Consider the following 17,259-nt stretch of genomic DNA (forward strand, 5'->3'; position numbering starts at 1 on the left):
GGGCCCGCGTGGTACGCATGGCCCCATGAGTGACGCGCGGCAACACCAGCGGTCCCCGGGGGACGAGGGCACCCCTCACCCCCCGGGCCCGCACGACGCCCTGACCGACGTCCCCGGCCTGAGGGTCGGTCATGCCCAGCGCATCGGCGACGGTTGGCTTACCGGGACCACCGTGGTCCTCGCCCCCGAGGGCGGCGCCGTCGCGGCGGTCGACGTGCGCGGCGGCGGCCCGGGCACCCGGGAGACCGACGCCCTCGACCCCCGCAACCTCGTCCAGCGCATCGAGGCCGTGGTGCTGACTGGCGGCTCCGCGTTCGGTCTTGACGCCGCGTCCGGTGTCGCCGCCTGGCTGGAGGAGCGGGGCCGCGGCTTCCGGGTCGGCCCCGATCCGGCCCAGGTCGTCCCCGTCGTGCCCGCCGCCGCCCTCTTCGACCTGGGCCGCGGCGGCGACTGGCGGGCCCGCCCGGACGCCGCGTTGGGCCGCGCGGCAGCCGAGGACGCCGCGCGTACGCGCCCCGGCTCGCCCGTTCCCCAGGGCAACGTGGGCGCCGGCACCGGCGCGGTCTCGGGCGGCTTCAAAGGCGCCATCGGCACGGCCAGCGCCGTCCTGCCCTCCGGGATAACGGTCGCCGCGCTGGCCGCTGTCAACGCCGCGGGCTCCTTCGCCGACCCGCACACCGGCGCCCTCTACGGCGCGCCCGGCCCGCTGCCCGCGCCCGAGGTCCACGCGGCCGCCCGAGCCCGTCTCGCGGAGGCCCGGGCGACGTCCGCGGCCCGCTCCGCCGCCTCGGTGCGCCCGCCCCTCAACACCACCCTCGCGGTGGTGGCCACGGACGCCGTCCTCACCCGCGCCCAGGCCCACAAGTTGGCGGGCACCGCCCATGACGGCCTGGCCCGCGCCCTGCGGCCCGTGCATCTGCTCAACGACGGGGACACGGTGTTCGCCCTCGCCACCGGCGCCCGCCCGCTCGCCGACCTGGAGGCGCTGGCCGACCCGGCGTTCGGCGTGCACCTGGAGGCCGGCGCCCTCAACGACATCCTCGCGACCGGCACCGATGTCCTGACCCGAGCCATCGTCAAGGGCGCGCTCTCGGCGGCCTCGGTGGACGGCCCCGGTGGCGTCTTCCCGTCGTACGCCGAGTTGTATGCCCTGTGACGGTCGGTCTGTCGGGCCTGTAGTGGTCCGTGTGACGGTCGGTCCGTCGGGTCCGTAGTGGTCGGTGTGATGTGACGGGTCGGGTCCGTAGTGGTCGGTTAGTGGTCCGTCTGCTCGTGCGCCGTCGCCGCCTCGCTTGTCCGGTGCGCCGCCGCCTCCTCTTATCCGGCAACGAACGTGGGGTGGTGGGGAGTTCCGGGTTCCGTTACGGATTGTAGTTGGGTGGGTGGGGGTGGTGACAGGGGGTGGGGATGGGGTGGTGGGGTCAGGCGCCGGTGGCGCCGAGGAGGGTGCCGGCCGCGTAGGTGACGGCCATGGCCAGGGCGCCGCCGGCGACGTTGCGGAGGATCGCCGGTGTCACGGGCGCGGAGCCCAGGCGGGCGCTGCTCCACCCGCACAGGGTCAGCGCCGCCAGGACCGCGACCACCGTGATCCACAACCGTTGCCCGGCTCCCGGCAGCACGATGGCCAGCAGCGGCAACAGGGCGCCGACGGTGAAGGCGAGGAAGCTGGCGCCCGCCGCGTGCCAGGGGTTGGTGAGGTCGTCGGGGTTGATGCCGAGTTCGACCTCGGCGTGCGCGCGCAGGGCGTCGTGTGCGGTGAGTTCGGCGGCGACCTCGCGGGCGAGTTCGGGGCGCAGGCCCTTGCCCTCCAGGAGTTCGGTCAGTTCGGCGAGTTCGGCCTGGGGTTCGGTGGCCAGTTCGCTCTTCTCCAGGGCCAACGCGGCCTTCTCGGAGTCGCGTTGGGTGGAGACCGAGACGTACTCGCCGGCGGCCATGGACATCGAACCGGCCGGCAGGCCGGCGAGTCCGGCGGTAAGGAGGGTGGAGCGCGAGTCGGTGGCGCCGGCGACGCCGACGACCAGGCCGGCGGTGGAGACCACGCCGTCGTTGGCGCCGAGGACCGCCGCCCGCAGCCAGTTGAGGCGGCTGCCGAGCCCGCCGCCGTGCGCCTCGTCGTGCTCGGGTGTCTGTAGGGTCACCGGCCGAGCGTCTCATCCGGGTGTCGGCGTCGGGGTGAGCTGCCATCCGGAGCCCGCGCGTCGTGCCGGCGCGGCCGGTGGTAGAAACGGCCGTATGTCCGCATCGCCTCCCCCCACATCACCGCCGCCGAGGCCCCGTCGGCGTTCCGCTCCGCCGTCGGGCGCCAAGTCGCCGCCTCCGCCACCCACGTTGGTGCAGCCGGCGCCGCCGGAACCCGGGCCCGCGCCCCCGCCCGCCCGTAGGGAGCCCGTGCGGCGGCAGCGGTTGTGGTGGCACCGGTTGATATTGGGGCTCTGGTACCGGCCGGTGGACATCTTCGACGAGGCGCGGGACCGCAGCGCGTGGAGCGCGGCGGTGTTGCTGTGTCTGGTCAGCGGCGGGATCGGGATCGTGTCGGTGGCGCCGTTTCGGGCGCAGTGGACGGCGGACCGTTCGGCGGCGCTCCAGTTGGTGGGGATGGCCGAGGCGGGGGTGTTGTTCGCCAGTTTGGGGCTGGGGGCGGTGACCCACGCGATAGCGCGGACCCTCGGGGGCAACGGGCGGTTCGCGCCGACCGCGAGCATGTTCGTGGTGGTCTTCTGGGTGACGGACCTGCCGCGGTTGGGGATCGCGGCCTGGTTGCCGGCGAGTTCGACGTTCGTCCAGGCCGCGACGTGGACGACCTGGGGGTTCGGCTACTTCCTGGCGGTGTTGCTGATACGAGGTCAGCATCATCTGCCGACGCATAAGTCGGCGGCCGCGGTGTCGGTGCAGATGTTGGCGGCGTTGGCGCTGTTGAAGTTGGGGCCGGTGCGCTGAGTTGGGGGTGTGATCGTGCTGAAGGGGGGCGCTCGGGAGGGGGTGCCCCCCGAGCGCGTTTCCGGGCGCCGGCGGCTTGGGCCGGGAGGCCGCGTGGTCGTGAACCCGTCAGGCCGCGGGCCCGTCCATCCGTCAGTGGTCTAGCTGTGGCTGGTGAGTTGGCGGACGAGGTCGTCGAAGGCTTGGCGTTCGTCGGGGGTGAGCTCGACGTTTTCCGCGGGCGGTCCGCCGGGGCCGGTCTGGCGGGGCACCGCGTCGAGCCGGGCCCGGGGTCGTCGCGCGGGCCTTCTGCCTGGGGCGGTGGGGTGGTGCCCGGGCCGGGTCAGTCTGATCAGGCCGACTGCCCAGAGGACGACGACCAGCAGAACGCCTAGGCCGATCTGCTGGAGAATCGATACGGAGGGGAGCATGTTGTTCCTCCCGAACAAGTGGGCGCTGGGCAAGGCCCAGTAGACACCACGCGTCACGGCTTCCGACAGGGGATCTTGGGCCGTAAATCCCGAAGTGGCGTATCTCCTGTGATATTTCCCGGTTTTTCCGGCTGCACACGCGGGCGCGCGTCGCCGTGCGCAGCCGTGCGTCGGCATGCGGGCCGCGCGGTCCGCGTGCGTTCCCGCGCGATGCCACCGGCCGCACCGGCCACTCGTGCAACTCCCGTTAGACACCGCGGCCCCTTCCCTCGGCGGCGGGCGGTCGCGAACGATGGCGGCGTCCCGTCCGCGACGTGAGGAGTGCGCCCGTGCCGCAGCCCGAGCCCGTGCCCCAGCCGTTCCACCGGACCTCCGCCCCGCGCGCCCTGGAGGGCGTGCTGGTGGCCGACTTCAGCCGCGTGCTGGCCGGTCCGCTCGCCGCGGCGACGCTCGCCGATCTCGGTGCCGAGGTCATCAAGGTCGAGCGGCCGGGCACCGGTGACGACACGCGTTCCTGGGGGCCGCCGTTCGTCGCCGGCACCGCCGCGTACTTCGATGCGGCGAACCGTTCCAAGCGCGGCCTGGCGCTCGATCTGGGCGATCCGGTGGACGCGGCCGCGGCCCGGGAGTTGGCGCGGCGGGCGGATGTGCTGATCGAGAACTTCCGGCCGGGGTCGCTCGCCAAGTACGGGCTGGATCCGGCGGCCACGTTGGCGGCGAACCCGGGGCTGGTGCACTGCACGATCACCGGTTTCGGTTCGGGTGCGGGTGCGGCGCTGCCCGGTTACGACTTCGTGGTGCAGGCGGTGGGTGGGTTGATGAGCATCACCGGGGAGTCGGGTGGGACGCCGGTGAAGGCGGGGGTGGCGTTGGTGGACGTGTTGACCGCCAAGGACGCGGCGACCGGGATCCTGGCGGCGCTGCGGCACCGGGAACGGACCGGTCAGGGGCAGGCGGTGGAGGTCAACCTGTTGTCGTCGCTGTTGGGGTCGTTGGTGAATCAGGCGTCCGGCCATCTGGCGACGGGGCGCGATCCGGTCCCGATGGGCAATCGGCATCCGAGCATCGCCCCGTACGAGACGTTGGCCGCGCGGGGTGGGCTGTTGGCCGTGGCGGTGGGCAACGACCGTCAGTTCCGGGCGTTGGTGGGGGAGCTGGGGGCGCCGGAGCTGGCGGACGATGTGCGGTTCCGGCGGAATCAGGACCGGGTGCGGCACCGGGCGGATCTGGTCGAGGCGCTGGAGGCGCGGCTGGCCGCGGACACCCCGCGGGGGTGGACGGAGCGGTTGGCGGCGGTGTCGGTGCCGTGCGGGCCGGTCAACAGCCTGTCGGAGGCGCTGGAGTTGGCGGGGCGGTTGGGGCTGGATCCGGTGGTTCCGGTCGGGGAGGGGCGCATTCCCCAAGTCGCCAGCCCCTTGCGCCTGTCGGTGACTCCGGTGACCCAACCCGCGGCGCCGCCCCGCCTGGACGAGGACGGCGTGGCGCTGCGAACCTGGCTGTCGGGGCCGAATGACGGACCCCTGCCACCGCGGGTGTGACCTTCGTCACAAGATGATCGTTCTCGCAACCAAATCCACCCGTAGGTGCTGTTTACCAGCACGGAATCACAACACCCCTGTATGGAGCAGCTCGTGACATCGCTGGACAACCCCGCGCCCGCCCAGTCCCGCACCGCCCACCAGCCGCTTCAGTCCGAGCTGCGGGACGCCGCCGCACCGCGCCGCACCCGCCGGATGCGCCGCACTCTCGCCGTCACCGCCCTGTTCGCGGCGGGCGCGTTGTCCCTGTCGGCCTGCGGCGGCAACGCCGAGGCGGGCGGCCACGGCGACGGCAAGAACGGGCAGGCCGGCGCGGATGCCGCGGCCGCCAAGGACGCCTCGGACGCCAAGATCCAGGTCTCGTCGAAGGACGGCGCCACCGACGCCAGCATCAACGACACGGGAGTGAAGGTCACCGGCGGCAAGTTGACGGATGTGAAGCTCATGGCCGTCGACACCGGCAAGGACGTCGCCGGCGCCATATCGCAAGACGGCACGTCCTGGAAGCCGAGCGCGCAGCTGGACCGCGGCGCCAAGTACAAGATCGTGGCCAACGCCAAGGACGCCAAGGGCCGTCCGGCGACGGAGAACGCGACGTTCACCACGGTCTCGTCGGCCCACAGCTTCATCGCTTCGTTCACGCCCGACAACGGCAAGACCGTCGGCGTCGGCATGCCGGTGTCGTTCAACTTCGACAAGTCGATCAGCAACCGCAAGGACGTCCAGTCCCACATCACGGTGACCTCCAGCAGTGGCCAGCAGGTCGTCGGCCACTGGTTCGGCGACCGGCGGCTGGACTTCCGGCCGGAGGACTACTGGAAGGCCGGCTCCAAGGTCACCATGAAGCTCGACCTGGACGGGGTGAAGGGCGGCCAGGGCATCACGGGCGTGCAGTCCAAGACGGTGTCGTTCACCATCGGGCGCTCGCAGGTCTCCACGGTGGACATGAACACCCAGATGATGACCGTCAAGCAGGACGGCAAGGTCGTCAAGACCATCCCGATCTCCGGCGGTAGCGCGGACCACCCGACGTACAACGGCCAGATGGTGATCTCGGAGAAGTACGAGCAGACCCGGATGGACGGTTCGACGGTCGGCTTCGGCGGCGAGTACGACATCAAGGACGTCCCGCACGCCATGCGACTGTCCTCGTCGGGCACGTTCATACACGGCAACTACTGGGGCAGCCCGTCGATCTTCGGCCACTCCGGGACGAGCCACGGCTGCGTCGGCCTCCAGGACAACAAGGGTGGCGGCGGCTCCACCCCGGCCAAGTGGTTCTACGAGAACTCGCTGGTCGGCGACGTGGTGATCGTGAAGAACTCCAAGGACAAGACCGTCCAGCCGGACAACGGCCTCAACGGCTGGAACATGTCCTGGTCGCAGTGGACGGCGGGCAGCGCCTCCTGACGGCCGCCCGGGACCGCTGACGACGCACCGAGGCGGTGACTGTTCCCCATCTGGGGGCGGTCACCGCCTCGTCGGCTATACGGGCGCCGGCCGGGACCGCGGCCCCCTGGGGTGCACCAGTTCCAGCACTCCCCCGATGCTCTCCTCGCCGTGGCCGTCCGCGACCCGCCGCTTCATCAACTCCCAGAGCGGGGCGAACAGTTCGGTGGACACCCCCTGCGCCCGGCTGACCGCGCCGATGGCGTCGTGCGACACCTGCATGGCGAGATTCGATCCGGTGGCGCCGTAATTCCCCGCGTCCGCCTGCTCCGCCATCGCCGGCAATTGACTGTCGGCCATCGCCCGCAGCCATGGCACCAGCAACTCCCGGGTGAACTCCGCGACGTTTCCGCCGGCGGATCGCACCAGTCCGGCGGCGTGCAGAAAGCCGCCGAACATGCCGTACATCCCGCTCAGCAGGGCGAGATCGTTGAGCGGTGCCAGCCCGGGGTCCGACCCCAGATAAACGCTGCGGGCGAAGGCGTCCAGGAGTCCGCGGTGTGCCTCGAAGGCGTCCTTGGCGCCGCTGTAGAGAACGAACGCCTGGGGTTTTCCGATGATTTCCGGTACGGCCATGACGCCGCCGTCGAGATAGTCCGCGCCGAGCGCCGTCACCTGCTCCGCCAGGGCCCGTGCCTCGTCCGGCGAGCCGTTGGTCACGTTGACCACGGCCCGGCCCCGCAGCGCCTCGCCGGCCCCGTCGTCCGTCAACAGCGGCCCGATGTCCGCGTAATCGAGGATGCAGACGAGGACCAGCGGGCTGTCGCGGATCGCCTCGGTCGGGGATTGCGCCTGCCGGGCTCCCTTTTGCGCGAGGGCGGCGGCCTTGTGGGGTGTGCGGTTCCAGACCGTTACCCGGTGGCCGGCGGCGAGGAGGGACGTTGCCAGGGCCGTTCCCATAGCGCCCAGGCCGAGGACCGTGACGCTTTTCCGGGCCGATTCCCGGGTGGATTCCCGGGTGGGTTCCTGTGGTGCGTCCGCCGCCGTGTTCTGCTCCGTCATGAGGAAATCGCGCTCCCGCCTCGATAACGCTGATCGCGTATCGATCAGCCGTTGTTCACGTGCTGACCAGTCTTGGCGGGGGCGCGATTCCGGACAAGTACCCACTATTTAGTGGGTGGTTACCTCGCGGTGCGGGTTCTCCGCGCGAGGCGCCTGCGCCGCGTCGGGCGCGGGGTCGGCGCTCGGCGGCACGTCCGTGCCCGGGCTCGTCGGGGACGGTGCCCCAAAGCGCTTGAGGAGGATGACCAGGGCGGCGCTGACGGCGGTGCCGGCGGCGACGGCCAGGAGGTAGAGCAGCGGCTGGCCGATCAACGGGACGACGAAGACGCCGCCGTGCGGGGCGCGGAGGGTGCAGCCGAAGGCCATCGACAGCCCGCCGGTGACCGCGCCGCCGGCCATCGCGGAGGGGATCACCCGCAGCGGGTCGGCGGCGGCGAACGGGATGGCGCCCTCGGTGATGAAGGAGGCGCCCAACACCCAGGCCGCCTTGCCGTTCTCGCGTTCGGCGCGGGTGAACAGGCGCCCCCGCACGGTGGTGGCCAGCGCCATCGCCAGCGGCGGGACCATGCCGGCCGCCATCACCGCGGCCATCACCTTCAGGCTGCCCGGGTTGGGGTTGGCCAGCCCGCCGACGGCGAAGGCGTAGGCGACCTTGTTGAGTGGGCCGCCCAGGTCGAAGCACATCATCAGGCCCAGCAGCACCCCGAGGATCACCGCGTTGGCGCCGGAGAGGTCGGAGAGCCAGCCGGTGAGCGCCTTTTGGAGTGCGGCGATCGGCTTGCCGACCACCAGGAACATCAAAAAGCCCACCAGCGCCGAGGAGACCAGCGGGATCACCACCACCGGCATGATCCCGCGCAACACCGGTGGCACGTCCACCCGTTGGATCGCCCGGACCACCGCGCCCGCCAACAGGCCGGCGATCAGCCCGCCCAGGAAGCCCGCGTTGACGGTCAGCGCGATCGCGCCGCCGACGAAGCCGGGGACGAGCCCGGGGCGGTCGGCCATCCCGTAGGCGATGAAGCCGGCCAGGACCGGGACGAGGAACCCGAAGGCGGTGCTGCCGATCTGGAAGAGCAGCGCCGCCCAACTGGCCGACTCGGCCCACACGAAGTGCTGTGCCACCGACGGGGCCTTGTCGACGGTGTAGCCGCCGATCGCGAAGGCCAGGGCGATCAGCAGGCCGCCGGCGGCGACGAACGGAACCATGTAACTGACGCCGGTCATCAGCCACTTGCGGAGCCGGGTGGCGTAGCCGTCGGCGGTCTCGGCGCCCCGGTCCATGGGGGCGGCGGGGCCGGCGGGGGCCGCGGTGGTCTCTCCGCGGGCGGCCTTCGCCCGCAGTTCGGCGATGAGTTCGGCGGGGCGGTTGATGCCCGCCTTCACCCCGACGTCGACGACCGGCTTGCCGGCGAACCGCTCGCGCTCCCGCACCTCGACGTCGTGTGCCAGGAGCACGCCGTCGGCGGCCGCGACCAGCTCCGGGTCCAGGCGCCGGAAGCCGGCCGATCCCTGGGTCTCCACGGCGAGTTCGACGCCGGCCGCCCGGGCGGCCTTCTCCAGCGACTCGGCGGCCATGTAGGTGTGCGCGATGCCGGTGGGGCAGGAGGTGACGGCGACGATGCGGAAGGGGGCGGGGGTCGGGGCGGTTTCGGCGGGAGTCGGCTCGGCGGGGGTGGGCTCGGCGGGGGTGGGCTCGGCTGCCGACGGTGCGTCCGCCTTCGGCTCGTCCGCCTTCGGCTCGTCCGCCGTCGGTCCGTCCGTCGTCGGTTCGTCCGCCGTGGTCGTGGGCTCGCCGCGTACGGGCTCGGGCGGGGCCGCCGTGGGCTCGTCGGGCGCGGGTGGGGGCGCGGCCGCCGCCGGCTCCTCGCCGCGGATGAGCGCCGCCGCGCGCGCCGGCTCGCTCTCCGACCGCAGCGCGCCGGTGAACGTCTCGTCCATCAACTGCCGGGCCAGCGACGAGAGGATCGACAGGTGGTCCGCGTCGCCGCCGGTCGGGGCCGCGATCAGAAAGATCAGGTCGGCCGGGCCGTCCGCGGCGCCGAAGTCGATGCCGGCCGCGCTGCGCCCGAAGGCCAGCGTCGGCTCGGTCACATGCGCGCTGCGGCAGTGTGGGATCCCGATGCCGCCGTCCAGCCCGGTCGGCATCTGCGCCTCCCGGGCGGCCACATCCGCCAGGAAGCCCTCCAGGTCGGTGACCCGCCCGGCGGCGGCCATCCGCTGCGCCAGCGAGCGAGCCGCGGCGTCCTTCGTTGCGGCGGACCGGTCGAGTTCGAGGTCGACCAGGTCCGTGGTGATCAGCTCACTCATCGCGGGCTCCCTTGCGCGCGGCACCGCCGGACGGGCGGTGGGGACGGGGTGAGAGGGGACGGGACGGCAGGACGCCGGACGGGGCGGGCCCGGCCGGAAGTGGGGTGGCACGAGCGGGAGTTGACGACAGGGGGGTGGGCACCGGCTCGGTCAGCGGTCGGTCGAGCGGCACGTCGGCCGTCACCGTGACCCGCCCCGGGGCCAGGTCCGACGGCGTCGGCATCAGGCTGCCGGGCAGCTGCACGGCGGCCGCGCCGTGTGCCACCGCGGCCGCCAGCGCCGGGGTGCCGCTGCCGCCCGCGGCGAGGAATCCGGCGAGCGAGGCGTCTCCCGCGCCGACATTGCTGCGCACCGCGGCGACCGGGGCGCTGCCGAAGCGGGCGCCGTCCGCATCGACGAGGAGTTGCCCGTCGGCGCCCAGCGAGGCCAGGACCGCGCGGGCGCCGCAGGAACGGAGTTCCTCGGCGGCCTCGACCGCGTCGCCGAGGGTGGTCAGCGGGCGGCCGACGGCCCCGGCGAGCTCCTCGGCGTTCGGCTTGACGACGTCGGGGCGTTCGCGGAGCGCCGCGGTCAGCGACGGGCCCGAGGTGTCCAGGGCGATCCGGGCGCCGGCGCGGTGCGCCCGGGCGACCAGTTCGGCGTACCACTCGGGTGCGAGGCCGCGCGGCAGGCTGCCGCAGCAGGCGATCCAGTCGGCGCCGGCGGAGCGCTCGCCGACCGTGGCCAGCAGCGCCTCGGACTCCTCGGCGGTGAGCTCGGGGCCGGACGCGTTGAGCTTCGTCAGGGTGCCGTCGGGCTCGGCGACGGCGATGTTGGAACGGGTTTGGCCGGCCACCGGGACGCCCGCCACCTCGATGCCCTCCTCGCGCAACAGCCCGGCCAGCGCCGCGCCCGCGGGGCCGCCCAACGGGAGCACGGCGAGGGTGCGGTGACCGGCGGCGGCGACCGCGCGGGAGACGTTGACGCCCTTGCCGCCGGGGTCGATCCGGTCGGCGGTGGAGCGCAGGACGGCGCCGCGCTCCAGGGTCGGCACCTCGTAGGTACGATCCAGGCTGGGGTTGGGGGTGACGGTGAGGATGATCATGGGCGTTCCGGTCCGGCGGTGAGGGGGTGGGGGTGCGGGTGGCGGGGGCTGCCGCGCCCGTTCATGCCCGGATGACTTCCGTTCCGGCGCGTTCGATGGCGAGGGCGTCCGCGGGGCTGAGCCCGGTGTCGGTGATCAGCAGGTCCACGTCCGACAGTTCGCCGAAGCGGGCGAAGTGCTGCTGCCCGAACTTGGCGGAGTCGGCGAGCAGCACCACCCGCCGGGCGGCGGCGACCAGCGCCCGCTTGACCGCGGCCTCGGCGAGGTCGGGGGTGGTCAACCCGCCGTCGAGGCAGAAGCCGTTGGTCGCCAGGAAGAGCACATCGGCGTTGATCTCCCGGTAGGCCCGCAGCGCCCACTCGTCGACCGCGGCCCGGGTGCGGTGCCGGATCCGGCCGCCGACGAGGTGGAGGGTGAGGCCGGGGTGGTCGGCGAGGCGCGCGGCGACCGGCAACCCGTGGGTGACGACGGTGAGTTCGGCCTCCAGCGGGATCTCGGCGGCGAGCCGGGCGGCGGTGGTGCCGGCGTCGAGGATCACGCTGCGGGGGCCGTCGCCGCCGGGCAGTTCGGCCAGCGCGGCGCGGGCGATGCGCTGCTTCTCGTCGGCGGCGACCGCGTCCCGTTCGGCGAGGTCCGGCTCGAAGTCCAGCCGGCCGGCCGGGATGGCGCCGCCGTGTACCCGCCGGACCAGGCCGGCGCGGTCCAACGCCTTCAGATCGCGCCGCACGGTCTCGGCGGTGACCTGGAACTCCTCGGCGAGGGAGAGCACATCGACCCGCCCGCTCTCACGGGCGAGCCGCAGGATCTCCTGCTGGCGCTCGGGTGCGTACATCTGTATCTGCGTCCGTTCCATGCCCGAACCTGTGGTTTTTCGGGATGCTACGCCCACCACTCCGGCAAGTAAACAGATTCGGGCAATCAATCGGACCCAAACGGGCACGCGACAAGACGCCAACCTCGCGCCGTCAGCCGTCAGCCGTCAGCCGTCAGCCGTCAGCCGTCAGACACACAACAGCCCCGATGCCGCTTCGACATCGGGGCTCGCCCACGCGAAATCACCGCGCACTCGGAGCGCGCACGGCCCGCACCGGCTCACGGCCGCACGGACCACCACCCGCCACCCCGCTACGGGGCCGGCACCGACGCGCCCCCAACGGGCGCGCGCCTCCTACGGAACGGGTGGAACGGGGAAACCGGGACGCGGCTCAGGCCGCCGCGTCGAATCCGGTGTCCCGCGCCATCCGCTTCAGCTCCAGCAGCGCGTGCTTCTCGATCTGCCGGATCCGCTCACGGGTCAGACCGTGCTGCTTGCCGACCTCGGTCAGCGTGCGCTCCCGGCCGTCCTCGATGCCGTAGCGGGCCTTGATGATCGACGCGGTGCGCTGGTCGAGGCGGTCGATCAGGTCCTCCAGCTCCTCGCTGCGCAGCAGCGTGAGCACGGACTGCTCGGGGGAGGCCGCGGAGGTGTCCTCCAGCAGGTCGCCGAACTGGGTGTCGCCGTCGTCGTCCACCGACATGTTCAGACTGACCGGGTCGCGGGCCCAGTCCAGCACGTCGGTGACCCGGGCGGCGGTGGAACCGAGCTCGCCGGCCACCTCCTCCGGCTCGGGGTCGCGGCCGTTCTCGCGGTTGAACTCGCGCTGCACCCGGCGGATCCGGCCGAGCTCCTCGACGAGGTGGACGGGGAGCCGGATGGTGCGCGACTGGTCGGCGATGGAACGGGTGATGGCCTGGCGGATCCACCACGTCGCGTACGTGGAGAACTTGAAGCCCTTGGCGTAGTCGAACTTCTCGACGGCGCGGACCAGGCCAGCGTTGCCCTCCTGGATCAGATCCAGCAGCGGGAGGCCGGAGCGCGGATAACGGCGGGCCACGGCGACGACCAGGCGCAGGTTGGACCGGATGAAGACATCCTTGGCCCGGTCGCCCTCGGCGGCCAGCGCTTCGAGCTCCTCACGGCTGGCACCGGCGGCATTGCCGTCGGTGATCTCGCCGTCCAGGATCTGTCGGGCGTACACGCCCGCCTCGATGGTCTGGGACAGCTCCACCTCCTTGGCCGCGTCGAGCAGCGGCGTGCGCGCGATCTCGTCGAGGTACATGCCGACCAGGTCGCGGTCGGCGATGTCCCCGCCTGTTGCGCGAACGCTGTTGGCCTCGTCGGAACCGGTGGTGCTGGCCTGACGACGGGCGACGGCACGGGTTGCCATGCGGGTGCTCCCTTTGCGCTGAGTCGGTCGCGGGACGGTGGGGCGGGTCGTCGGGTTCGGGTACCGCCTGGTGGCCGGCCTCATGACCCGTCCGAAGGAAACAACGGCTGGAATCCGGACAGAATTCCCCAGCCGCGCCCCAATTTTTCTGATCTTGCAGTACCCTGCGCTGCCACCAGGGAGGGCGGACGATGCGTGGACGCGGGGAAGTGCAGGTCAGAGCGGGCGCCGAGACGGACCTCACGGCCCTCACGGATCTCAACAATCACTACGTCCGTGAGACGGCCATCACATTCGACACGGAGCCCTTCAGCCCCGCACAACGTCGCCCGTGGTTGCTCTCCCACCCCAAAGACGGCCCGCACCGCCTTCTGGTTGCGCAGGACGACGACGGCGCCCTGCTCGGCTACGCGACCAGCGGCCCCTTCCGCCCGAAGGGCGCCTACGCGACCTCCGTGGAGACCAGCGTCTACTGCGCGCCGGACGCCGCCGGCCGGGGCGTCGGCACGCTCCTGTACGGCGCGCTCTTCGCGGCGCTGGCGGACGAGGACGTGCACCGCGCCTACGCCGGGATCGCCCAGCCCAACGAGGCGTCCGCCCGCCTGCACGCCCGCTTCGCCTTCCGGCACATCGGGACGTTCGCTCAGGTGGGCCGGAAGTTCGACCGCTACTGGGACGTGGCCTGGTACCAGAAGGATCTGCGGTAGGCCGGCCGGTGTCCGCGGCCGACCGTCATCGGCCGCCCCCGCCGGCCCGGTTGGCGCCCGCTGATCCAGTTGACGCCACCGGTCCCCGGGTGTCGCCTGGACTGGAAGAGGGCGAACGAGAGGAGCCCGTCATGGACCAGCACGCGCACGGCGACCAGCCCGTCCACGACGAGGGGCTGCCCGAGACGGCCCGCTCGCACGGCACCGTCGAACCGGAGCACGGCGCAACGGTCGCCACCCGCGCGGAGCGCTCCGCCCCGGACACCGGGCGCCGCGTCCCGCTCCGCGTGACCCTCCCGGTCATCGCGGCAGTCTGCTTCGGCTGCTACACGATCTGGATGGCCCACACCGGCGGGGCCAGCGGCGGCCGCGCCGCGCTCCTCGGGTTGATCGGCGCGGTGGTCACCGGCGCACTGGGCGTGACGCTGGTGCACTTCCAGTCGACGATGCTCACCGAGACCCGAGCCGTGGCCTACGGCGCGCTCTTCGGCGCGTCGATGGGCTGGCTCTACTCCCTCGGCGGCAGCGCCCCCTCGGTGCTGCAGTCGGTGGCCTGGGGCCTGGGCATGTTCGGCGTGATGTTCCTCGTCTCCCTCTACGTCTTCCGGACCCATCGCGTGCGCGAGCCGCACGGCCCGCACCGGCCGCACGCGGCACGGCAGCACCGCCCGCACGCGGCGCACTGAGCGCCCACACCGCGCCGCCCACCAACCCGGGCGGCGCGGTCACGCCCTCATCCGCATCCGTCCAGCAGTCGCGTCCCCGGCCCCCAGCGCTCGCGCCCTCGTCCGTCCAGCAGTCGCGCCCTCACCCCTCCGACAGCTGCGGAGCCTGTGAGGGCCTCGGATCCTCCCATAGCTGTGGATCCTCCGACGTCCTGCGTAGGGTGCGCAGCGGCCGGCCGGGCCGCCAGACCTCCAGCTTCACGAACGGCGGCTCAGTGGACGTCCGCACCACCTCCGTCAGCTCCGCCCGGAAGAGATGGAACGGCTCGGGCGGCTTGACCGCCGCCGCGTACCGGGCCTTCAGCCGGGGGTCGGTCTCCTCCATCGCCCGGCCGGCGACCCGGACGTCACCGTCGGACAGCTCGCTCCCGCCACCGGGGTTGGCGTGCAGCGCGAAGCGGGGGTCCCGCCGCAGGTCCAGCACCTTGCGGGAGCCCGTCATCATGCCCAACCACAGCTCGCCGTACCGGAAGTCCGCCTCCAGCCCCGTCAGCCGCGGCGCACCGTCCTCGCGCAGCGTGGCCAGGACGTGGTGTCGATACGCACCGAACCGCTCCCGCACGGCCGCCGCGAACCCCGGCACCGCCGCCTCGACCGCCGCCCAACCAACCGCTCCCCGCAGGCCGTTCGCCCCACTCTCCGTCCCCGTCCCCGTCCTCGCCCCTCTCGCCCTCTCCATCGCGCTATCGCTCCCGCTCCCGCTCCGCTGCCTCTCGTCACTCGTCATGGCGGCAAGACTCCCGCTCATACCCGACACCTCCTGTCCGGAATTCCGCGCCGATGGCATCCGCTTCTCCCCAACGCCCCTCCGCATCCCACGACTTCAGCGTCGCACCCACCACTGACAACGCCCCGACGGCGGGCCTCACCCCGGCGGCACGCGCCCCGCGACGGCCGGCCGCCCGACGACGCCCTCCGCGCAGCGCAGCGAACGCACCACCCCAGTCGACCCCAGCTCTCCCCCTCCCCCGTCACCCCTCCCCCCGCCGTACGACCAACGCCGTAGTCCCGCCGGCCGGTTCGGGTTCCGTCCCCGGTCCGTTACCCGGCGCCGGAGCGCGACCTAGCCTCGGGCCATGGATACGACGAGCGGCACACTCGACGAAGCCCTGGAACGCCTGCACGCCACCGGCCCCGAGTTCAGGGGCTTCCTCGCCAACCACGGCCCGATGGCCGTCGAGGCCCTGGTCCGTCACGGCCAAGCGGACGCCGTCCACCGCTGGGTCGACGCCTACGCGGCCCAGTTAGAGGACGTACCGAGCGCCCGGGCCGCGCTTACCGACGCCAACTGGCAGGAGGCGCTGGGCGATCCGCAACGGGTCACCGACTGGACCACGTACCTGACCCGCCAGGTCGCCGAACGCCCCTGGCGGGAGGTGCTCGCCGAGTGGTGGCCCCGCCTGCTGCCCGGCATCGCGGGCGCCGCGACCCACCCGGTGATCCGCGTCGGCCACGCCGTGCGCACCCTGTTGGAACAGGGTGAAGAGGAGCCGCGGATCGCCGAGTTGGCGCACGCCATCGGCTACTGGGCGGCCCGCCACACCACGCTGCCGGTCTCCGTGGAGCCGCGCGGCGCGACCCCGCCCGACGCGGCACTGGCCGGCCTCCCGCGCCTCCACGGCCAGCGACTGTCGGTGGTCGAGGGGCTGCCCCAACTCGCCCACACCGAGGGCTGGTCGGAGGCGGCGGACGCGCTGCGCGCCCCACGGGACCCGGAGGACGCGCGCGACCAACTGACCGCACTGGTGCGGGCCGCCACCCACCGCTACCTGGACTACGGCCACGGCGACGAGGTCCTGCTGGTGCACTCGGCCACCGCCCCCAACGCGGTGCTGCGCACCCTCCCGGTGCTCCCCCGCGACCTGTGGGCGCCCTCGCTCGCCGCCGCCTGGGCCGCGAGCGCCGCCCTCACCTCCGTCTACTCCGCCGACGAGCCGCTGCCGGCCCTCAAAACGGGCGCACTCACCCCGGAAGAGGTCTTCGAACGGGCCGCCGCACACGGCGACGCGCATGCGATCAAGATGACCGACACCGCCCTCGACGTCGCCTCCTGGGCCGCGGACGGCGACGACCGCGCACTGGCGGCCGCGCTCCGCTCGCAGGAACTGATCACGCCCGGCGAGGGGTGAGCACCGTGCGCACCCAAGAGCCGGCGGGCCGGCACCGGTCCGCCGGTTCCGGCCCGTCTGTCTCCCGCCCCGAAGCGCCGAATCTCAGCCGAAGACCTATTGTTAAAACTTAAATAACTCTCAAAGCGGTGAGAGAGTGGATGGCATGAGCAACGAACCCGCGACCGAGCCTCGCTGGCTCGACGACGAGGAGCAGCACGCCTGGCAGGCGTACCTCCACGCCACCACGCTGCTGGAGGACCACCTCGACCGTCAGCTCCAACGTGACGCCGGGATGCCGCACGTCTATTACGGCCTGCTCGTCCAGCTCTCGCGCGCGCCGCGGCGCCGCATGCGGATGACCGAGCTGGCCCAGAACGCCAAGATCACCCGGTCCCGCCTCTCCCATGCCGTCGCCCGCCTGGAGAAGAACGGCTGGGTCCGCCGCGAGGAGTGCCCCTCCGACAAGCGGGGCCAGAACGCCTACCTCACCGACGAAGGGATGCGGGTCCTGGAGAAGGCCGCCCCCGGGCACGTCGCAGCCGTCCGGGCCGCGATCTTCGACCGCCTCACACCGGAACAGATCAGCCAACTCGACGCGATCTGCTGCGTGATCGCGGACGGCCTCCAACCCCAAGGCGCCGACCTCCCCTGGCTCCGCTGACGCCCAGCAGAACGACGGAAGGCCGGCGCAACGCCACGCCTTCGAGTGGTTTCCGCCACGCGCCTGCGGGCCTACGGGCCTACGGGCGTACGGACCTACGAGGCCCCGCGGCCCCCAC

Annotated in this window: 16 protein-coding genes; 8 read left to right on the forward strand and 8 right to left on the reverse strand. The window is 72.8% G+C overall.

Features of this window, described 5'->3' with window-relative positions:
* Nucleotides 1–25 precede the first annotated feature (25 nt).
* Nucleotides 26–1,156 carry a P1 family peptidase gene (locus ACFVFQ_RS27970; protein WP_383420905.1) on the forward strand — a complete coding sequence of 377 codons (1,131 nt, stop codon included), beginning with the start codon at nucleotides 26–28 and terminating at the stop codon, nucleotides 1,154–1,156.
* A gap of 265 nt (nucleotides 1,157–1,421) precedes the next feature.
* On the opposite strand, the gene ACFVFQ_RS27975 is transcribed toward ACFVFQ_RS27970, so the two are convergent.
* Complete coding sequence (locus tag ACFVFQ_RS27975; RefSeq protein ID WP_383420907.1) at nucleotides 1,422–2,138, reverse strand: VIT family protein; 717 nt, start codon at nucleotides 2,136–2,138, stop codon at nucleotides 1,422–1,424.
* A gap of 280 nt (nucleotides 2,139–2,418) precedes the next feature.
* Here ACFVFQ_RS27975 and ACFVFQ_RS27980 point away from each other — a divergent pair, with 280 nt between their 5' ends.
* On the forward strand, nucleotides 2,419–2,937 hold the full coding sequence (locus tag ACFVFQ_RS27980) for a YIP1 family protein (protein WP_383420909.1): 519 nt from the start codon (nucleotides 2,419–2,421) through the stop codon (nucleotides 2,935–2,937).
* A gap of 140 nt (nucleotides 2,938–3,077) precedes the next feature.
* Here ACFVFQ_RS27980 and ACFVFQ_RS27985 read toward each other — a convergent pair whose 3' ends face one another.
* Nucleotides 3,078–3,347 carry a hypothetical protein gene (locus ACFVFQ_RS27985; RefSeq protein ID WP_383420911.1) on the reverse strand — a complete coding sequence of 90 codons (270 nt, stop codon included), beginning with the start codon at nucleotides 3,345–3,347 and terminating at the stop codon, nucleotides 3,078–3,080.
* Nucleotides 3,348–3,676: 329 nt separating this feature from the next.
* Between ACFVFQ_RS27985 and ACFVFQ_RS27990 the strand changes: the two genes are divergently transcribed.
* Nucleotides 3,677–4,885, forward strand: coding sequence for a CaiB/BaiF CoA transferase family protein (locus ACFVFQ_RS27990; protein ID WP_383420913.1), 1,209 nt, complete (start codon nucleotides 3,677–3,679; stop codon nucleotides 4,883–4,885).
* Between the two features lie 81 nt (nucleotides 4,886–4,966).
* Complete coding sequence (locus ACFVFQ_RS27995; RefSeq protein WP_383420915.1) at nucleotides 4,967–6,295, forward strand: Ig-like domain-containing protein; 1,329 nt, start codon at nucleotides 4,967–4,969, stop codon at nucleotides 6,293–6,295.
* 75 nt (nucleotides 6,296–6,370) lie between these two features.
* Here ACFVFQ_RS27995 and ACFVFQ_RS28000 read toward each other — a convergent pair whose 3' ends face one another.
* From ACFVFQ_RS28000 to ACFVFQ_RS28020, 5 genes are all read right to left on the reverse strand, one after another.
* Nucleotides 6,371–7,336: an NAD(P)-dependent oxidoreductase gene (locus ACFVFQ_RS28000; protein WP_383420917.1), complete on the reverse strand. Its 966-nt coding sequence runs from the start codon at nucleotides 7,334–7,336 to the stop codon at nucleotides 6,371–6,373.
* Nucleotides 7,337–7,444: 108 nt separating this feature from the next.
* Nucleotides 7,445–9,646: a fructose-specific PTS transporter subunit EIIC gene (locus tag ACFVFQ_RS28005; RefSeq protein ID WP_383420919.1), complete on the reverse strand. Its 2,202-nt coding sequence runs from the start codon at nucleotides 9,644–9,646 to the stop codon at nucleotides 7,445–7,447.
* Entirely contained in the window at nucleotides 9,639–10,727 is a 1,089-nt protein-coding gene (gene pfkB, locus ACFVFQ_RS28010; protein ID WP_383421017.1) for a 1-phosphofructokinase, read from the reverse strand. The genes ACFVFQ_RS28005 and pfkB overlap by 8 nt, the downstream gene beginning before the upstream one ends.
* A 64-nt stretch (nucleotides 10,728–10,791) precedes the next feature.
* Nucleotides 10,792–11,562, reverse strand: a complete 771-nt coding sequence (locus ACFVFQ_RS28015) for a DeoR/GlpR family DNA-binding transcription regulator (protein WP_383421020.1) — start codon at nucleotides 11,560–11,562, stop codon at nucleotides 10,792–10,794.
* Nucleotides 11,563–11,935: 373 nt separating this feature from the next.
* Complete coding sequence (locus ACFVFQ_RS28020; protein ID WP_383420921.1) at nucleotides 11,936–12,937, reverse strand: RNA polymerase sigma factor RpoD/SigA; 1,002 nt, start codon at nucleotides 12,935–12,937, stop codon at nucleotides 11,936–11,938.
* 191 nt (nucleotides 12,938–13,128) lie between these two features.
* Between ACFVFQ_RS28020 and ACFVFQ_RS28025 the strand changes: the two genes are divergently transcribed.
* Together ACFVFQ_RS28025 and ACFVFQ_RS28030 are read left to right on the forward strand one after the other, a co-directional pair.
* Nucleotides 13,129–13,644: a GNAT family N-acetyltransferase gene (locus ACFVFQ_RS28025; protein WP_383420923.1), complete on the forward strand. Its 516-nt coding sequence runs from the start codon at nucleotides 13,129–13,131 to the stop codon at nucleotides 13,642–13,644.
* A gap of 131 nt (nucleotides 13,645–13,775) precedes the next feature.
* A complete protein-coding gene (locus ACFVFQ_RS28030; RefSeq protein ID WP_383420925.1) occupies nucleotides 13,776–14,330 on the forward strand; it encodes a hypothetical protein in 555 nt (184 codons plus the stop codon).
* A 121-nt stretch (nucleotides 14,331–14,451) separates the two neighbouring features.
* Here the strand turns inward: ACFVFQ_RS28030 and ACFVFQ_RS28035 are convergent, their stop codons facing one another.
* The gene (locus tag ACFVFQ_RS28035; protein WP_383420927.1) at nucleotides 14,452–15,048 is read right to left on the reverse strand and encodes a pyridoxamine 5'-phosphate oxidase family protein; all 597 of its coding nucleotides are present in this window, start codon (nucleotides 15,046–15,048) and stop codon (nucleotides 14,452–14,454) included.
* A 397-nt stretch (nucleotides 15,049–15,445) separates the two neighbouring features.
* Here ACFVFQ_RS28035 and ACFVFQ_RS28040 point away from each other — a divergent pair, with 397 nt between their 5' ends.
* Both ACFVFQ_RS28040 and ACFVFQ_RS28045 read left to right on the forward strand, forming a co-directional pair.
* Nucleotides 15,446–16,498, forward strand: coding sequence for a questin oxidase family protein (locus ACFVFQ_RS28040; protein ID WP_383420930.1), 1,053 nt, complete (start codon nucleotides 15,446–15,448; stop codon nucleotides 16,496–16,498).
* Between the two features lie 145 nt (nucleotides 16,499–16,643).
* Entirely contained in the window at nucleotides 16,644–17,141 is a 498-nt protein-coding gene (locus ACFVFQ_RS28045) for a MarR family winged helix-turn-helix transcriptional regulator (protein WP_274915205.1), read from the forward strand.
* The last annotated feature ends 118 nt before the right edge of the window (nucleotides 17,142–17,259 follow it).

The sequence above is a fragment of the Streptomyces sp. NPDC057743 genome (genome assembly GCF_042798755.1).
In the GTDB taxonomy this organism is placed as follows: domain Bacteria; phylum Actinomycetota; class Actinomycetes; order Streptomycetales; family Streptomycetaceae; genus Streptomyces.